The following is a 17,077-nucleotide window of genomic DNA, read 5'->3' as shown; positions in this document are numbered from 1 at the left end:
CGGCGTGACGTCAACTTTTGACTCTCAGCGCCGTCATTCGGCCACTAAAGGAGTTCTCTACGCGCGGTACATGAGAATCCTTGAACCTGACAGTCTTCGCTGTGTCGAGGAACTGCTGGATCTGGCCGAGGTTCATGAGCTTCTCGCCGCGTATCTTCACCTCCGGCAGCGGGCAGGTAACGCCCATGGCTGTTGCGTCGGGTGCAGGATCTGCGCGCTGGCCGGTGAAGGTGAAGGGGTTGGGAATGAGCCCCAAACCGATTCCCCAGTCGAAGGTACAGCGTCGCCCACCTACCCACGGGAAGCGCCGCGAGGCCGTGTTCGAACGGGATAATTCATCTGTCGGATCTGCGCTTTGCCAATGGACCCCGGTGCTGGAACAACGGCGGACTTATATCCGACACTGGATCACATTATTCGCGTTGTCGATTCATTCGTGCGCCATGAAAATTCAGGGCGGCTAAGACTTAGGAGTAGGAATTGTCTTGTGAAATCGGCATAGCCGTAGAGGCAGCCAAAGATGGTATCTATCTGAAGCCATCTCCGAGTGTTCAGTTGGCTGATTTCCAAAGGACTATTCGACTTGGGAGATAGTGCTCTCTCGGTTTTCCAGCATGCGCTGAACATTGTTGAGGTGCTCGATGGGGACCTTGAAGCAATGAAGGCCGCTAGGCCAGGCAAGCTGCCGCCGGTTGATCGTATTCACGACTAGACAGGGCATAGTGTTCGAAATTGGCGAGCTTCAGCAATTCACTAGTCATAGGATGGCAACCTTTGATCGCAACCCGCCTGGCGTGCAGGTCAGCGTTGATATTGATGAGTAACGAAGCCTTTGTAATCAGTACTCGCTTCAAGCTGACAAGGCGTTCATCAAGGACACTTTCAATTTTGGACCGAAGCGTAGAGGGCGTCAGCGTGCCTTCTACGATGCGTTCAGAGACCTCTCTCTTCCTGACGCCGGCCAGCCGCCGATTGTGCGGAGTGCTGTTCCCGATAGGGGCTGCGATGCAGCCTGGCAGCGAGCCAAGGGGCGCGTAATCAACGTCATTGAAGCGGCACAAGCGAGTTGAACTAGCGGGGGTGAATCTGCTCCCATGACTTGGAGTGACCCCAGATTGAGTTGATGTGCACGAGACTTCGAATTTGTTCCATGCGATTGTCTTCTGCTGTTCCGTTGAGGGCCGCTTCTGCGACCTGACGGGTGAAGCCAGCCGTGATGTCTGCGAGTTGGATTCGTGGATCTGACTTTGAATCGACGTGCTCGAAACCCACGAGCGGGAATCGGGCCTCGGGAAGATTGTAGCTTTCGGGGTACCCGTCTTTCGCAACAGCCAGAAGCGTATCTACTAGGGATTTAGTCAGCGCCGTTTGTTCGTCGTGCATGATCATGATGGGTTGTTGAAGACGTTCGTTCCAGCTGCTAGCAAGTGCATAGAGTGACATTTGTAGCGGGTCAAGAGCCTTGGTTGCGACTCCTTCAGCTAAAGCAGCCTGGAAGTCATCCGCATGCTGACGCGTTATCCAGAGCATTTCGAGGATATTTGTAACATTCTTTCGACGGGACTTGTAGCGGTAATTGTCGACCTTCTCGAAGAAGCCGTCTACTGTTTCTTTGTCTCCGCCTTTGCGTTGTTTAGCTCGCATCAATGACGTGAACGAGGATAGAAGGTCGTTCCACCCTTCTTTGGTCAAGGCACGGGAACCATATTGATACAGGTCGTCTGCTAGCTGCCACGCTATTCCACTGCCGTAGATGTTGTAGCCGCGCCTGTGTGCTTCCTCTTCAATCAGCATGTCGATGATCTTGCCGACAGCAAAGTTTGCCTTCTCAACGAGATAGACCTGGGCATGACCAACAAGTTTTCCTTCGGCTCCGAAAAGGTCTTCCTTGAGGGCTTCGTTTGAGCGCATGAGGTCTGACGCTTTGAGCTCGGGACCTTGTGCCTGTGTCAGCTTCCTGATGTAGCCGACCAGATCCGTGGCCTCCTCCAGATCCATGTGGATACTCGCGTGAGCAAAGACCAGTGTCTTGCCAGCCATCAAGTTCTCACCGTCATGGCCAGACTCATCAAAGTAGATCTCGGCTACGGCGGCCTGTTGCGTCATTTGCTTGTTCGTCCTTGCTTCGGTGAATCCCTAGGGTAAGGATGCCAGAGATAGTTGGAGCATCTAAAATGGCACAGTTTTTACAGAGAGGCTCACACATGGGAACGCTGTCTCGTTCGCCCGATGGCGAAGGATTATTCAGTGGCAGCCGATAAATTGGCCACGTCCTGGGGCATGGTTGAACAGCCATCGGCCTCACTCTGCACAGCCGCATGGTCAGAGGCCGCATAATCGATTTCAATTGTGACTACAGCTTTGTCCCAGTCGCCCATACCTGCAAGCAGCCACGGGACTCTCTCATTGGCTTCCTTGAGAATGTCTTCAGTTGGTTGAATGCCGCCGTTTACATCACGCACGGCAGTGTTAGGTGCAGGCAATAGGGCCACGATTTGAGCAGACCCAGGAGTCCTGCGCGAAAACCAGAATTTGCAGTGGGCTAAATTAGGCGCGGTATTGGCCGGTACAGCCGCGCTGATCGTGGGCACGGGAGGGCTTGCACTAGCAGCAGCCCCCGGTCTTGCAGGCGCAGCTATTGTTACCAGCGCGCTAGCCAGCTTTGGCCCCGGCGGCATGATTGGTGGCCTCACTACTGCAGGGGCTTTGGTAGGCGGAGGAGGCCTACTGGTCGGTTCTGGGGAGGAACCATAGCGACAGGACTTTCCGGCGCCGAGACAAGTGCCGCAGAATTTGAAGGAGTCATTTCCCTACAGCTAGAAGCAGAAATGCTGCGGAAAGCCCAAAATATCGGCAACGATCCAGCGGTATGGCACTTTCTAGTAGACGTCGAGATGAGGGTCAACCGACTCCATAAACGCCTAGATGAAATCTCCGACCCGAAAGCCTTGACCGTAAGGCAACTCGCAAAGAAGCGCATAATAGTTAAACGTGCGCTTCAGTACATGAGCGAGAACGGACTGGAGCCTAGAAGACCAGCGGAAGCCAGCGCTGAAGACCAGCCCGGTGAAAAGCGTGGAGCTCGGTTTCTCCCACAATTCCCGCGCGGCAAGTGAGAGTAGAATGATAGTGCGCAGTATTCGGGCTGACAGGCTTTGCTTCCGGTCGAGTAGCCGTCGGGTGAGAGTTCCCACCACGTCATACAAAACTCATACTTTTGAAGATAGAACAGCCACTATTTAGTATCTTGCATTGTTGCAGTCACACCATGCAGAAACAGGTCAAAAGAGCCTATCGGCAGCCAGAAACCGACCCTTGGCATGACAGCGGGGGTCATCGGTTCGAATCCGATAGGGGGCCCAGAAAGCCCGGATTTACAGGGATTTTGGTTGTAGGAATGGCCCCGAAAGGGGCCATTTTCAACCTAACTACCGGAAACTTGCCGCAAACCTACCGGATTGAATCCCAGTTTCTCTTTTTCTGGACGGGGGTTGCCCCTGATATCACCCTATTTTGGCTGACGCCTGGGGCGTGGCGGATCCCGATAAGGCCGGGAAAATCCAGTCTTGTTGGCGAGGAAGAATCAGCCAGCATCTTCTCGTTCGTTGTCATTGCGTCGCCTTGCGGCTCAATAGCTGTCGTTGATGAGGCGCCTTCTGGTGTCAGAAGCTGCAGGTGAATCAGCTGGATGAGGATCGAGTTCCCTCTGGTGGTGCGGATACCCGCGGCAAGGAATTGCCGGGAATTACGACCTCAATACCCTGTGTCTCATCGGTTAGATTTCCTCTAGGTGAGGAATAGGGATGTTTCGTTTTGGAGATTAGCGGACCGTAGCGCTGGCATGTAGTCGTGTTTACTATGGGACCACCGTGGTTCCGTTCAGTCTGTTCTGCTGCGGTATTGGCTGGCGCCTCGGCCGGACACTGGATGTACACAAGCGCTAATTTTCTGAAGAAATAGCGGCAACAAACCCGAGACGGTTCACATTGACTCCGGCCTGAGGAGAGATCTAAGAGTATTGTGTGGCATCCGTGCCCCTAATATGACATTGAGAACATCCGTCTCTTGACGCGCCTCGAAACATAGTTATAAACTTTATTTAGTTCTAAACAAAGGAGTTTGTATGTTGCGGCCAAGCGGTAATGGTGACGTGAACCGATCGGCGATTCTAGCTTTTCTGGGCAGTGCTGGTGCGGCATCTAGGGCGGATCTTGCCCGGGCACTGGGAGTTTCGCCGGCATTGATGACTCAGCTAGTAAAAGACCTGATTTCGGATGGTCTTATAAAGGAGCTTGCTATGTCTCCCTCGAGTGGAGGGAGGCCCGCAAGGATGCTCGGGTTGGTTGCCTCGGCTGGCAAGGTCATTGGAATGAAGATTTCCAAGGATCATGTGGCTTTGGTTGAAACTGAGCTGGACGGAAAAGTTACACGGTCCGAGAGCCTCATATTTGATGCTTCGTCCGTTACCTTCCTTACCGATTTGGTTGATTTGGTGCGTTCTTTCAAAGATGCCAACGGACAAGCAACGATTTTGGGGGTCGGTGTCGGAGTTCCCGGTTCCGTAGATACGCAAGGCAGCGGAGTCGTGGAATCGGCACTTCTGGGCTGGCATCAGATTCCATTGGGTGCTTCGCTGAGCCGTGAGCTAGGAACTCCTGTTCTGGTTGAAAACAATGTGAACGCTTTGGCTGTGGCTGAGCGACTCTACGGTCCTGGGCACGACCATGCAGATTTTCTTGTGGTCACTATTGGTGAAGGTGTAGGCGCTGGCTTTGTCACTGGTGGTGGTGTTGTCCGTGGTGGGCGAGGCGGTGCCGGTGAAATTGGGCATATCGTCGCGGTGGTAGATGGTCCGGCCTGTACCTGTGGGAATTACGGCTGCATTGAGGCGGTCATCGGCGAGAAGTCACTCGTTGCTGACGCGCGTCGGCTAGGAATCATCACCGCGGTGGAATCCATCGCAGAATTGCAGACACAAGCAGACAACGACGATGTCCAAGCGCAAACCCTCTTTCTTGGCGCTGGTCAGCCTTTGGGGCGGACTGTTGCAGGACTGGTGCAAGTACTTGATCCTGAGATTGTCATTATCAGCGGTGAAGGAACCAAAGCATGGAAGCATTGGAAATCAGGGTTTGAGCAATCGTTCCGGGCTTCGCTGACTTCCGATCGCAGAAGTATTCCGGTAGTTGTGAATTCGTGGGACGACGAGGATTGGGCCAGAGGCGCAGCCGCGCTAGTAGCTTCGGCTCCGTTCTATAGCGATGAAAGCTCAGGGGAGCAGGGACGTCGAGTTCGTGCTCGGCTCACCTCACCCACTGTAAAAAAGGTGAGCTCATGACGACGCTCCAAGATTCCAAATCTAACCCTCCCAGAGTGCTGCCTCGAGTCTCTAAGGCTGGGGCTTCGAAGAAATTCTCGCCACGTCTGCGGTATTCGTTGATTGTGGCGCTATTTCTTCTCCCGAGCGCTCTTCCACTGTTGTGCTTCACTATCATTCCGATGTTTTCCGCTTTTTGGGTCAGTCTCCATCAATGGAATTTGGTGGGCTCCATGAAATGGGTCGGCCTGGATAACTATGCCAAGCTTATTTCAGATCCCATGACTCAGAGCGCGTTCCTTCACACCATTTACTACATCGTTGGATATTTGCCTTTGGTGTACATCGGTGGTCTGAGTATCGCATTGGCTCTAAACAGCCGCATCAAAGCCCGTAACCTCCTGCGAGGTCTCTATTTTCTACCAGTAGTGTCGAGCTGGATTGTTGTTGCCTTGGTATGGCGCTGGCTACTCAACCCCAGCACAGGAGTCGTGAATTGGCTGCTGGGGCTGATCGGAATCGCAGGGCCCGGCTGGTGGACAGATCCGTCATGGTCCATGCCGGCTATTATTCTCGCCTCAGCGTGGAAAGACATCGGCTTTATCATGGTGATTCTGCTGGCAGGCCTTCAAGCTGTTCCCGAGGAACTCCACGAAGCGGCCACCGTCGACGGCGCTGGCTGGTGGAGGCGGCTGTTCAACATAACTCTCCCGATGCTCTCACCCTCCACGTTCTTTGTAATCGTTCTATCACTGATCAACGGATTCCAAGTTTTCGATCAGGTATATGCCATGACTGGGGGAGGGCCGAACAATTCCTCTCAAGTCGTTGTCCAGCAAATCTACGATTTGACCTTCCGCTACGGGAAAGCAGGAGAAGCCTCAGCGCTCTCTTGGCTCTTGTTCCTCTTCATCTTGGTCATCACCCTGATCCAGGTACGCGGTCAAAAGAAATGGGTGAACTATGCGTAAAAACCGCAATTTGATCGTACTCAATATCATCGTCATTCTTGGAGCGCTGGTGATGGTTTTCCCCTTCCTATGGGCGTTCATCACCTCCATCAGTCCCGGAGCTGGGTTGTCGTCAACACCCCAACTCATACCTGACAACCCATCCTTGTCCGCCTATGTGCAGCTCTTTGACCGGCTTCCTTTCGGGAAGATTGTCCTGAACAGTTTGGGACTAGCTGTCCTGACCACAGGGTTCCAACTAATCACTAGTTCCTTGGCGGCATACGTTTTCTCCCGGATGCCCTTCCGTGGCCGCAATGTCGTCTTCGCGGTCTATCTGGCCACAATGATGCTGCCTATGCAGGTACTCGTCGTGCCTCTATTCGTGGAGATGAAGACCTTGGGACTTATCGACAGCTACCTTGGTGTTCTGCTCCCTAGTATTGCCAGCGCATTTGGAGTCTTCCTTTTGCGACAAGCGATGAATTCTGTGCCAACGGAACTAGACCAAGCTGCCACATTGGACGGTGCGGGTCACTTCAGAATCTTCGGACTCATCGTTTTGCCTTTGGTCCGACCAGCGTTGGCGACACTAACAGTTTTCTCGTTCCTGAACAGCTGGAATAGCTTCCTTTGGCCGCTTATCATCTTGCGCACACCAGAAATGAAAACATTGCCCGTTGCTCTAGCTGGACTCCAGGGACAGTTCACAACTCAGTGGGACGTTGTCATGGCCGGTTCGGTTATCAGTATTTTGCCCATGTTGGCGCTGTACATCTTTACCCAGAAATACATCATTCAAGGCGTCGCAGGTACCGGACTGAAGTAGCCATACCCCGGCAAGACCGCCCCGATTCACATATATCAATGGAGATACTCATGAAGAAGAAATCCCTCGCAGTATTGGGCGTTGCACTGGCAGCAGTCCTAGCTATGACCGGTTGTGGCTCGACAACGCCGACTGACTCCTCAGGAAATGAGAAAGTTACAGTGAAATACTCAAACTTCATTTCAAACGGTGGTAACGAAAAGAACCTAGACGCCATTGTTCAGTCCTTCGAAAAGGCGAACCCAAACATTACGGTAGAGGTAAGCACGCTTCCCTACTCCGATTACGCCACGGCTCTCCAGACAGATCTGGCCGCAGGTACGCAGGCCGATACTTTCGATATTGAGTACGCAAACCTGAGTGCCTTCGTCGCTGACGGAGTCCTCGCACCGTTAGACGGAGTGGAAGGCTCCAAATATAAGCAGTCACTGCTCGAGTCCTACCAGTCAGACGGTAAGCAGTATGCACTGCCGAGTTCCTTCTCCGACGTCGTCCTGTACTACAACAAGGACCTATTCGACGCCGCAGGAGTTGATTATCCGTCCTCGGACTGGACTTGGGCAGATGAAACGGCTGCTGCCAAAAAGATCACAAATGCCTCGTCCGGTGTTTTTGGAGACTTCCAAAATATGTCGTTCTACGAGTTTTACAAAGTTCTTGCCCAGACGGGCGGGAAGTTCCTTAACGATGACGGCAAGTCTGTAGCGTTCAATTCCCCTGCTGGGATTCGTGCAGCTCAATGGTTGGCAGACAAGAGCGGGACGACAATGCCTACGACTGCGCAAGGCGCAGGAACTGCTGACTTCGATACTCAGCTGTTCAAAGATGGAAAGCTTGGCATGCTCCACAGCGGCACCTGGATTGTCAGCAGCTTTGCCGAGACCACTGCCAACTGGGACATTGCCGTTGAACCCGGGGATACCCAAAAGGCCAGCGCCGTATTCTCCAATGCCATCGGTGTTTCCTCCAGCTCCAAGAACAAAGAAGCTGCCCAAAAGTGGGCCGAATACATGACCTCCTCTGAAATCATGGCCCAGACACGTATTACTAGTGGGTGGGAGCTGCCCCCTACATCAGATGAAACCGTACTGCAGCAGTACCTTACTCAAGGCAAACCTGACAACCGCCAAGCAGTATTTGATGCTCTTATAGACGTTGTTAATCCCCCGGTCATCGGTGCTAACCAGCAGCAAATGGCAGACATTATCACTAACGCACTTGGAGAAATCGAAGCTAAACGCTCTAGCGCCGCAGATGCTTTGAAAGACGCTGAAAGTCAGATCAACACCCTCTTGAACTAACCAGCAACCGTCCTGACTAACAGGCGCACCGTGGGCGATGCCGATCCGGCAAGCCCACTTCATGAAAGTGAAATAAATGACTCAAAAGTCTGCCCTTCATTCGGCAACAAATCGCAGAGATGGTTACTCCATAGACAAGCTCTCCGCAGCCAGCGTGGCCTTCATCAAAGATCAGCAAAAGGTCAATGGGGCCTACCCTGCATCACCTGATTTTTCTGCTTACACAGGCTACTGCTGGTTCAGAGATGGTGCGTACATCGCTGACGCAATGTCTGCAGCCGGGGAAATTGCCTCTGCTGAACTGTTCTTTGACTGGTGCGCTGAGGTATTGACCACCCGACGTGAGCAAATCCTTCATATCGTCACCGAAACGTTGGATGGCCGACCACCAGCAGGCGAGAACATGTTGCCGGCCCGCTTTACCTTTGACGGCAAGGATGGAGACGCCGACTGGTGGGACTTCCAGCTCGACGGATATGGAACCTGGCTTTGGGCTTTGGGAGAACACAACGCCCGCCATGGACGCTCACTTGAGCGCTGGCGTGAAGCAATCACATTGACCGTCGACTATCTGACCTGCTCGTGGGAACGTCCTTGCTATGACTGGTGGGAGGAACACGCCGAGTACGTGCACGTGAGTACTTTGGGGTGCGTCGGTTCCGGCCTGACCAGCATCATCGGCAAGGAACTTCTGGATCCATCCGATGAATCACATGCCATCGGAGTTGTCGAGGCCATTCGCCATAGGATCGATACTGACGGCGTGCAAAATGGTCACCTAACCAAATGGCTGGGGACAAATGCGGTCGACGCAAGCCTTCTTGCGCTAGTGGCTCCGATGGATTTTATTGATCCGCTAGCGAGCACCGGAAAGACAACCATTTATGTTATCGATGAACAACTCACCGTCAATAACGGCGTCCACCGGTATCTCGATGACACCTACTACGGTGGAGGGCAATGGCCCCTGCTAAGTTGCTTCATGGGCTTGGCCCAAGCAGCAGCTGGGAATCGATCAAGGGCGGAAGAGCTCTTGTTCTGGGCAGCCTCTACAGTCCGTGGCGAGCAAGAATTACCCGAGCAAGTCGAGGACCATCTACTCGACCCTCAACATTTACAGCCCTGGATCGACCGCTGGGGTCATTCGGCCAGCCCGCTCCTTTGGAGCCACGCCATGTTTATCCGGCTGGCCGTAACACTTGGCCATTCAACGACCCACAACAACGGTGTTTCCCTCCCGCAGACCATTGAAAGAGATAACTAGATGATTCGTCACAAGCCATTCGGCTCTGGCCACCCTTATTCCGCCGATACCGATCAACGTAGCCCAACACGCCCGCAGTCAGGTGATTGCGTCACGCTAGGCGTACGAACCTCTCCTGGACTAACGAACGTGGTTTGCGAGTATGAAACAACCGTGAACGGGGAAATCAATCGCAAGACCGTATCGCTTCAGCCAGTTCCTACAGCGTCCCGAGGACAAATCGTCGATGGAGGGCACCTCGCGTCAGCACAGGCAAAACTCGCCCGGGCAACCAGTGGATGGCAAACAACGCTAGAGCCAGCTACGGCTGGCGCTACGTACAAATACCGCTTTACTGGCCAGAGTGCGGAAGGTTCCCCCGAGCAGACTCGCTGGTTTGAATACCGTACAGCGGCTTGGGAACCTGCCCCGAGCGCCCTGAAAATTACCGGCAATGACCGCCTAATCCAGGATTCAGTTAAAGTTCTACATGACGGAATCCGGCCGCTACGAATCCAGTTTGCCTTGGAACTTGGCGAGGCCGAACGGGTCACTGGTTTTGGCGAGCGTTTCGATGCGCTCGACCACCGGGGAAGCACATTAGATGCAGTAGTGTTCGAGCAATATAAGAGTCAAGGAGCCAACAGGAAGACCTACATGCCGATGCCCTTCGCACATGTAGTCGGCGGGGAAGGGTGGGGTTTCCACGTAAATACCTCACGGAGAACCTGGTATGACATTGGCGCTTCGGACGAAAAACGATTGATTGTCGAGGCTGAGATTGGTCCTGAAACTGTGGAGGCCGCAGCCCATCTCGAGGTGCAGATATTCGACGGCACACCGACAGACGTACTTCGATCATTCCTCGCCGTGGCCGGTGAACCTAAGGAACTACCTGACTGGGTATTCAAACTCTGGGCCAGTGGCAATGAATGGAACACCCAGGCCGAAGTCATGCGGCAGATGGAACTACATAAGCAGACTGGAATTCCGGTCGGCTCTGTAGTCATTGAGGCCTGGAGCGATGAATCAACATTCACTGCTTTCCGCGATGCAAAGTACCAGCCAAGCCGAGATGGAAGCCCCCTACAATTAGGTGACTTCACGTTCCCTGATGACGGTGCATGGCCAGACCCTAAAGCCATGGTCGATGAGCTCCATTCCCGTGACATCCGTGTAGTGCTGTGGCAGATTCCGCTCATGAAGATGCGCCCGCACCCGCAAGGCCAAGCTCGCAATGATGCCGATGCTGCGATCCGAGACGGCCATCTTATTCAAGAAGAAGCTCCTGATGGGTCCCTGCGTCCGTATCGGAATCGCGGGTGGTGGTTCCCGCTCGGGCTGATGCCGGACTTGACTGATCCTGAAGCAGCACGCTGGTGGACTGATAAACGACGCTATCTCGTTGAAGAACTCGGCATTGACGGTTTTAAGACCGACGGTGGCGAACACGCCTGGGGTGAAGATCTACGGTACTTCAACGGGATGCGAGGGGATGAGGGGAACAACACGTTCCCTGTTGCGTACGCCAAAGCATATGGTGATCTGCTTGAATCGGCCGGTAAAGCCCCCGTCACCTTCAGTCGAGCGGGATTTACAGGATCTCAAGCGCACGGAGCCTTTTGGGCGGGAGATGAGGACTCCACGTGGGATGCCTTCCGCTGGTCCATGTTCGCCGGCCTGTCAGCGGCAGCTAGTGGCATCGTCTACTGGGGCTGGGACTTTGCTGGCTTCTCTGGAGACGTACCTACAGCTGAACTCTATCTGCGTTCAGCAGCCGCAGCTGTATTCGTTCCGATCATGCAATACCACTCTGAGTTCAACCATCACCGTCAACCATCCCGTGATCGAACACCGTGGAACATCCAAGAACGCAGTGGAGAAAACACGGTGGTTCCGGTATTCAAGGAACTCATCGAGCTCCGAGAGCGCCTCATCCCATACTTAACCGAACAGGCGCGAAAGACCATCGCGACTGGGGCTCCACTCATGCGCCCCTTGTACTTCGAGCATGCTGATGACCAGGAAGTCTGGAATCACCCACTTCAATGGATGCTCGGTGATGACTTGCTCGTTTCCCCAGTCACCGAAGAAGGAGCGCAGTCATGGCCAACGTACTTGCCCGATGGGGCTTGGATAGACGGTTGGACCGGAGAAACGCACCCAGGGAAGCAAACTGTTAATGTGCCAGTCCCACTCAACCGTATTCCTGTATTTGTCAGGGCCGACGCATGGGATCGAATGAGTAGCATCTTCGCAGATCGCTCCTAAGTCCCGCCGTCGAAGAGACTCACACCTTTCAAAATGAGGCTAGCGATTTAGCCAGTTTTCTGCCTTATTTTGGAAGGTGCGAGGTAGAGGTGAAGGCCGGGTTTGGTGTGCCGGTTTGATTTTTCGGACTTTTGACCTGATCGGCTCACCAACTCGAAGGTCTGAATGGCTGATTTACAAGGCCAGACGGCAGTTCTGACCGAATGACCTGAAACCTACCGGATTGAACAAAAAGCAACGACAATATAGTAGCTATCGTTGTTGCGCTCCTATCGCTAGAACAAAGAGCAAAAGCCATTAACGGCAAGATTGAAACGGCCCTCGAGCCTAAAGCGGGGGTCATCAGTTCGAATCTGATAGGGGGCCCAGAAAGCCCGGAATGACGGGGATTTTGGAAGTGAGAATGGCCCCGAAATGAACTGGGTCCCGAAAGTTGGACTCGGTAAATAAGAGTCTACGCAGCCAGTGCCTGAGCCCGATATTCCATCGGGCTCAGGCACTGCAGCGTTAACGAGATACGGTCATAGTTGTACCAGTGGATATAGTCGTCCAGCTCGGTGATGAAGCCGTCGATGTCAGTGAATTCTTGGCGGTGGAACATCTCTTCCTTCAGATGACCGAAGAAGTTTTCCATTACTGAGTTGTCCAGGCAGTTGCCCTTGCGTGACATGGATTGAGCCATGTTGGCGTTGCGGAGGAGTTTCTGCCAGCTGGCGTGCTGATACTGAAATCCTTGATCCGAGTGCATCATCGGTGTCTCGCCCGCGGCAAGGGTTCCGATCGCCTCCGTAAGTGACTTGTTGGTGAAGGCAACGTTTGGGGAATCGGAAACCGAGTAGGAAACGATCGAGCGGTCGAAGAGATCTAACACCGGTGAGAGGTAAAGCTTTTGCTCGGCGATCTTAAACTCGGTCACGTCGGTCACCCATTTGGCGTTCGGCGCATCGGTATCGAATTCTCGTTTGAGCAGGTTCTCGGCGATCTTACCGACCTGACCCTTGTAAGAGGAATACTTCCGCCGAGTACGAACCTTACAGACTAGATTCTCCTGACGCATCAGCTTCAACACGGTCTTACGAGCTACCCGCCAGCCTTGGCGCCTCAGGACCGCATGGATGCGCCGGTGGCCGTAGCGGCCCTTAGCATCGGTGAAAGCCTTATGGATCTGGGCTCGAAGATCAGCGTGACGGTCAGGGATCTTGAGGGTTGCTTGGCGGTTGAAGAACGTAGAACGAGCCAACCCCGCTGCCTGTAGCAACAGGGGTAGGGGATGGGTTGCCTTGAGGGCAATCACGGCACTGACTTTCAGCGCGGTGGTTGGTTCCTCAAGGCCCGTACTTTTTTTAGATAGGCGTTCTCCGCCGCCAAACGCTGATTCTCGCGGCGTAGCTTCTCCAGCTCGCTGACTTCGACTGGCGGGGTCTCAGGCACAGATTTGGGCCGGCCTTTGGGCTTGAGCTGCAGACCGGCTTCTCCCTGTTCCCGGTAGAGCTGGACCCATCTGCGTACCAGAGTAGGTGAACTGATCATGTGAAGGTGGGCTAGGTCCGGAATCGTGGATTCGCCCTCAAGAAACTGTCGGACAACCGCCATCTTGAATTCGAAGGAATATACCTGTTTGGTTGGTTTGCTTTCCAACGCCGTCCTACCCCAAATCTTGAATCGCTCCTCCAATGCCTTAACAGCACGGACCTTAACGCCAAGTCTTGAGGATACCGCGCGGTACCCGAAACCTCTCTCAAAGAGATCGACGGCCAACACCCGCTGCTCGGCCGACATAGAACTACATGGATGCATGAAAAACTCCCCGAAAGTATGGAACTGAATTATTCAGTCCAACTTTCGGGGAGCAGTTCATTTCGGGGCCATTTTTGCTTAACTCTCCACTTTGGTTATTTGCGGCTAGGTTCCGCTGTTTTTGGGAGGGTCTTCATAAGGCTCATGATCCTCCGAAAGCGGAGACTTGTCAGCCTCCGGCGGTGAGACTGGCGCAGTCAGGTCTGGTGCGGGTACGTCCCCTTGGTGAGCCTGACCCTCAACTGTTTGGACTTGCTCATGCTTTGGTCCAGACTTGCGTTGCGGCTTGAAGGCGTCAACGACGGACCTGGTGTCCGAAGCCCCACGCCGTTCTTCAATGTAGTACGCATGGGTCATGGACACCTTCGAATGACCAGCCTGATAGGTGGCGGCCTCAGCTCCCATGGTCTTGGCAATCATTGTTGCATTGGTTTTCCTGAAGGTTTTCAGTGTCACCCAGTCGTATCCGATGGCGTCCGATGCCACCCGCCAGATTTTGCCTACGTTGTTTGCATCCATTACGGTACCGCTGGATGAGGGATAGATCAGTCCTAGCGGCATGGAAAGTGGCGTGTCCTCTGACCTGACTGTCTCATATCAATGCTTGGCCGGCATCTGGTTCATGACATGGCTGAACGCCGCGGCCGGCACATGATGGCATTCATCGGCGATCACGAAGCCGTAGCCGGCGGTCAGCTCGGCAACGTTGTCGCGCCGGGCCAACGTGGAGAGCAACGCAACGTCGATTCTTCCTGTGGTCTTGGATCTGCCGCCGCCGATCTGGCCGGGCTTTTCGCCCATGAGTTCATGGATGCGCTTGCGCCACTGATCTGCCAGAGCCTTCCGGTCGACCAAGATCAGCGTGGAAACTCCGTGGTGGGCCATGGCCGCGCAGGCAATGACCGTCTTGCCGGCGCCCGGGGAGCGACGAGGATGCCCTGCTCGATGCTGTCGATGGCCTGCAGCGCCTGCTTTTGCTCGGGACGCAGCTCGCCCAGGAATTCAAGGTCATGTGGGGTACCTGCCGTGCGACGGTCGTCGATCCCGGTCATGGGAGGCCGGTAGTTCATCCTTGAGGGGATCCTGGAACACCAGAAAACCGCAAAGGACTCTACCCGCCTCCCTGCGCCAGAACCCATCCATCCAGCGACCATTCTCGCGCCCGGATGGGGACCTAGGTCCCTAGGCGGGCGGCCGTTGATGCTGTTGAGTGGTGCCAGAGAATTGCCATCGACCATTGGGGACCCATGCACACCACCGACATCACTGCACCCTCAAAATCTCGCAGGACCGTGGTGAAGACTGCTGCTTGGTCCGTCCCTGTGATTGTTGCTGCTGTAGCTTCTCCGGCGGCTTCGGCTTCACTGGGTGAAGTGGATCTGGGCGCCTTCCGTCTCGATGCGTCATGTGCCCTCACCGGGCTGGATTCGCATGCTTTCACGCTCAGCGCCGAGCCAGGCCGGCCTCTACCCGTGGGGACGGTCGGCATCTTGGAGACTGCGGAGTGGTGGCCAGCTTACGGCGGCTACTACGGCGCGTATGTGCACGCAGCCTGGAGCTCCGGCGAAGATCAACTGATATTCACACTCATTGCAGAACTTCCCGAAGGGACGCCATTTTTCTTTGCGCGTGGCGATATGACGGGCAAGACCTTCATCGCGACGATCACTCTTCCTCCTGGGTACATCGGCACAGGCGCGAAAACTTCGGCTGTGCTGGACTTTGCGTCGGGCGTATGCAGCGCTGGGTAGCTGATCACTGATGTGCTGCGCATGGGGAACTCAAAGGATGACGACCTGGTGAACAGGGGAGGCGGAGCCGACTACGGGCGTTTGCCGGAACCTGGAGGACCTGCGAGTCTGACCGAGCGCACCTTGCCTGAGAACTTCGCCGGGTGAAGAACTCCGGAGTCTGAGAGGTGAAAACCGAGCTCGTGAATGTAGGCAAGTTTCCCTAGTGAGGGGCGAAAGCTCTCTGAAAGATCTTCCCGGAGCTGGTCATCGCGGACGCTCTTGACGGCTTCTCGCAGATCGTTGGCGGCAGCTGCGAATACTTTCTCGGCGCCGTCGTCCCCATACCGCCGCCGATCCCATGCGAGATCGGTCTGGTGGCGCACCTTCAATATTTTCGAGTACAGCTGACTCCGGGTTGGGTGCGGCGTTTCTACGTCGGAGTCTTCGCTCATGCACCAAGCATCCCAGAAGCCGCGAGGTCGCGCGCTGACTTCTCCTCAATCTAGCTTCTGATCTCTGCACACATCCACACCTCCGTCCGCACACATGAACCCTGTGCATCTGGGGTATGGCTCAACGTGTATTTGTTGATGCAAATGTCCTCTATAGGCGCACGCTTCGTGATTGGCTATTTATGCTGCGCCTTGAGGCAGAGCCCTGTGTGCTCCAGCTGCACACCACTTGGGGTGTCATCGACGAAACTGGTGCCAGGCTGCGGGACCAGCATCCAAGAGCGCCGGGAGGTCTGATTGCTGAGCTCATGCAGAAGTGTCAAGAACATTTTGACGAGATACTTGAAGACCTTCCTGGCGGTCCAGTGGCTGGAATTGCCGATGAGGGCGACTGGCATGTTCATCACGCGGTCGAGGCTAGCAGAGCAGACATTCTCCTCACTGAAGACTCAGGGTTCGATTCCGATGAAAGTTACTACGAGGCCTACAACGGCGATGATTTTTTCGTGGAGATCAACGTTTCCGCACCTGACGCAGTCAAGCGGGTCGTTGAGAGTCAAGCCAGTTATGGGGCAGCAAGAGACGGCGACAGAATCCCGAGGCCTTAAGGGCTGCGGCCTGTCCAAAGTTCGCTGATGTTGTTCTCGAGCATATAAAGCGGATGGCCTTGACAAGGTGGCGGCTCAGGCCATGAGGGGAATCGCTGACCATTTCCTTGACGCCGGGGCGGAGAGTACCCTGAGATCGAAAAGCCCGTTGTGAAGACCTATTCCCGCGCATACAGGCACCGCGTGTATCCGCAGGCAAGCGTCGGGCCCATTCGGGAAAGCGCGGCAGTTGTTTTCCCAGAGAATGGCATTTCTGGGAAAAAAGCCATAGAGATCCGCCAGTGGGTTAGTCCCGCAACAACCGCGCAGCCTTGTTCGGTTGTAGCCGACCGTCATCCAATAGCGGTTGAGCGCTGAGCGGGACGGCTCCAGTCGGCAGTCGCATAGCCTCGTCACCCATGGCGATGGCGACGAGGAACTTGTCGCTTCTCTCGCAGATGAGAAGGTTCCCGTCCTCCACTGGTCAGGGTCCGGCGTCGTCCGTGCCGAGGACACCCGAGGCGAGAAGCTCGCCGCGCGCCTCCAAGGCCCCGGGTGGTCAGCGCCAGCGTTGAGTCAGCGATCTGCTGCTGGAGA

16 protein-coding genes and 2 pseudogenes are annotated in these 17,077 nt (G+C 54.7%); 10 read left to right on the top strand and 8 right to left on the bottom strand.

The window, feature by feature from the left end:
• Nucleotides 1–10: 10 nt before the first annotated feature.
• Nucleotides 11–256: a hypothetical protein gene (locus CVS30_RS05920; RefSeq protein ID WP_110484386.1), complete on the bottom strand. Its 246-nt coding sequence runs from the start codon at nt 254–256 to the stop codon at nt 11–13.
• 327 nt (nt 257–583) lie between these two features.
• Between CVS30_RS05920 and CVS30_RS18380 the strand changes: the two genes are divergently transcribed.
• A complete protein-coding gene (locus CVS30_RS18380; RefSeq protein ID WP_281268066.1) occupies nt 584–712 on the top strand; it encodes a hypothetical protein in 129 nt (42 codons plus the stop codon).
• Nucleotides 713–1,071: 359 nt separating this feature from the next.
• Here the strand turns inward: CVS30_RS18380 and CVS30_RS05915 are convergent, their stop codons facing one another.
• Nucleotides 1,072–2,106 (bottom strand): DUF3800 domain-containing protein, encoded by a 1,035-nt coding sequence (locus CVS30_RS05915; RefSeq protein WP_110484385.1) that lies wholly within the window; start codon nt 2,104–2,106, stop codon nt 1,072–1,074.
• 134 nt (nt 2,107–2,240) lie between these two features.
• Complete coding sequence (locus tag CVS30_RS17760; protein WP_146233348.1) at nt 2,241–2,462, bottom strand: hypothetical protein; 222 nt, start codon at nt 2,460–2,462, stop codon at nt 2,241–2,243.
• 1,661 nt (nt 2,463–4,123) lie between these two features.
• On the opposite strand from CVS30_RS17760, the pseudogene CVS30_RS18540 reads away from it, so the two are divergent.
• The 7 genes and pseudogenes from CVS30_RS18540 to CVS30_RS05880 form a co-directional block, all read left to right on the top strand.
• Nucleotides 4,124–4,276 (top strand): annotated as a pseudogene (locus CVS30_RS18540) (MarR family transcriptional regulator); the annotation flags it as partial.
• Nucleotides 4,277–4,369: 93 nt separating this feature from the next.
• Nucleotides 4,370–5,338, top strand: a complete 969-nt coding sequence (locus CVS30_RS05905; RefSeq protein WP_245934460.1) for an ROK family protein — start codon at nt 4,370–4,372, stop codon at nt 5,336–5,338.
• Complete coding sequence (locus tag CVS30_RS05900; RefSeq protein WP_110484382.1) at nt 5,335–6,288, top strand: carbohydrate ABC transporter permease; 954 nt, start codon at nt 5,335–5,337, stop codon at nt 6,286–6,288. The genes CVS30_RS05905 and CVS30_RS05900 overlap by 4 nt, the downstream gene beginning before the upstream one ends.
• A complete protein-coding gene (locus CVS30_RS05895) occupies nt 6,281–7,096 on the top strand; it encodes a carbohydrate ABC transporter permease (RefSeq protein ID WP_110484381.1) in 816 nt (271 codons plus the stop codon). The genes CVS30_RS05900 and CVS30_RS05895 overlap by 8 nt, the downstream gene beginning before the upstream one ends.
• A gap of 50 nt (nt 7,097–7,146) precedes the next feature.
• Complete coding sequence (locus CVS30_RS05890) at nt 7,147–8,397, top strand: ABC transporter substrate-binding protein (protein WP_110484380.1); 1,251 nt, start codon at nt 7,147–7,149, stop codon at nt 8,395–8,397.
• A 76-nt stretch (nt 8,398–8,473) separates the two neighbouring features.
• Nucleotides 8,474–9,661: a glycoside hydrolase family 15 protein gene (locus tag CVS30_RS05885; protein ID WP_110484379.1), complete on the top strand. Its 1,188-nt coding sequence runs from the start codon at nt 8,474–8,476 to the stop codon at nt 9,659–9,661.
• Nucleotides 9,662–11,911 (top strand): glycoside hydrolase family 31 protein, encoded by a 2,250-nt coding sequence (locus CVS30_RS05880; RefSeq protein ID WP_110484378.1) that lies wholly within the window; start codon nt 9,662–9,664, stop codon nt 11,909–11,911. It begins immediately after the preceding gene.
• Nucleotides 11,912–12,365: 454 nt separating this feature from the next.
• Here the strand turns inward: CVS30_RS05880 and CVS30_RS18535 are convergent.
• From CVS30_RS18535 to CVS30_RS18085, 4 genes and pseudogenes are all read right to left on the bottom strand, one after another.
• Nucleotides 12,366–13,659: pseudogene (locus CVS30_RS18535) on the bottom strand (IS3 family transposase).
• A gap of 154 nt (nt 13,660–13,813) precedes the next feature.
• A complete protein-coding gene (locus CVS30_RS05870; RefSeq protein WP_110484377.1) occupies nt 13,814–14,227 on the bottom strand; it encodes a hypothetical protein in 414 nt (137 codons plus the stop codon).
• A gap of 78 nt (nt 14,228–14,305) precedes the next feature.
• Nucleotides 14,306–14,593, bottom strand: coding sequence for a DEAD/DEAH box helicase (locus tag CVS30_RS18090; RefSeq protein ID WP_220033880.1), 288 nt, complete (start codon nt 14,591–14,593; stop codon nt 14,306–14,308).
• Entirely contained in the window at nt 14,566–14,760 is a 195-nt protein-coding gene (locus CVS30_RS18085; protein WP_220033879.1) for a hypothetical protein, read from the bottom strand. Before CVS30_RS18085 ends, CVS30_RS18090 begins: the two co-directional genes overlap by 28 nt.
• 195 nt (nt 14,761–14,955) lie before the next feature.
• On the opposite strand from CVS30_RS18085, the gene CVS30_RS05860 reads away from it, so the two are divergent.
• Nucleotides 14,956–15,459, top strand: coding sequence for a hypothetical protein (locus CVS30_RS05860; RefSeq protein WP_110484376.1), 504 nt, complete (start codon nt 14,956–14,958; stop codon nt 15,457–15,459).
• Between the two features lie 71 nt (nt 15,460–15,530).
• Here the strand turns inward: CVS30_RS05860 and CVS30_RS05855 are convergent, their stop codons facing one another.
• A complete protein-coding gene (locus tag CVS30_RS05855) occupies nt 15,531–15,893 on the bottom strand; it encodes a hypothetical protein (protein ID WP_110484375.1) in 363 nt (120 codons plus the stop codon).
• Nucleotides 15,894–16,009: 116 nt separating this feature from the next.
• Here CVS30_RS05855 and CVS30_RS05850 point away from each other — a divergent pair, with 116 nt between their 5' ends.
• The gene (locus CVS30_RS05850; RefSeq protein WP_110484374.1) at nt 16,010–16,501 is read left to right on the top strand and encodes a PIN domain-containing protein; all 492 of its coding nucleotides are present in this window, start codon (nt 16,010–16,012) and stop codon (nt 16,499–16,501) included.
• Nucleotides 16,502–17,077 lie beyond the last annotated feature (576 nt).

The organism is Arthrobacter psychrolactophilus (assembly GCF_003219795.1).
In the GTDB taxonomy this organism is placed as follows: Bacteria; Actinomycetota; Actinomycetes; order Actinomycetales; family Micrococcaceae; genus Specibacter; species Specibacter psychrolactophilus.
This window is presented reverse-complemented; position numbering and strand designations above follow the sequence as displayed.